Source organism: Xanthomonas pisi DSM 18956 (assembly GCF_001010415.1).
Lineage (GTDB): Bacteria > Pseudomonadota > Gammaproteobacteria > Xanthomonadales > Xanthomonadaceae > Xanthomonas > Xanthomonas pisi.
This window is the reverse complement of record NZ_JPLE01000217.1, coordinates 1-311: the sequence shown is the minus strand read 5'-3', so window position 1 is coordinate 311 and position 311 is coordinate 1. Positions and strand designations below refer to the sequence as shown.

General features: G+C 36.7%; 1 protein-coding gene. It reads right to left on the bottom strand.

Translation table 11 applies throughout. From position 1 onward, the window contains the following. Window positions 1-311: terminase large subunit domain-containing protein (locus Y887_RS20785; RefSeq protein ID WP_046965616.1), on the bottom strand; the 311-nt coding region annotated here is incomplete at both ends.

The following is a 311-nucleotide window of genomic DNA, read 5'->3' as shown; positions in this document are numbered from 1 at the left end:
CAAGAATACCTACTGCTTTATCTTTGTTAAAGCAAACAAAGTGTGCAAGAAAAATAGCTACTACGGTCGTTTTGCCTAGCTGACGCGATAAGTTACAAACTGTCATACGCTTAGAAGACATTATTTTAAGCATATCACGTTGATAGTCACGAAGTTGTACTTTAATTGTACCGTAGTCGATATGGGTAATAGCACAATATGTCTCAGCAAAATCTACAATGTCGTCGCGACCTTTTTTCCACTCAGCAACCATTTCATAGGTCCATTGAGTTTTTATTTTTGCTCTTTTAAGGTTTGGTAATCCCATATAC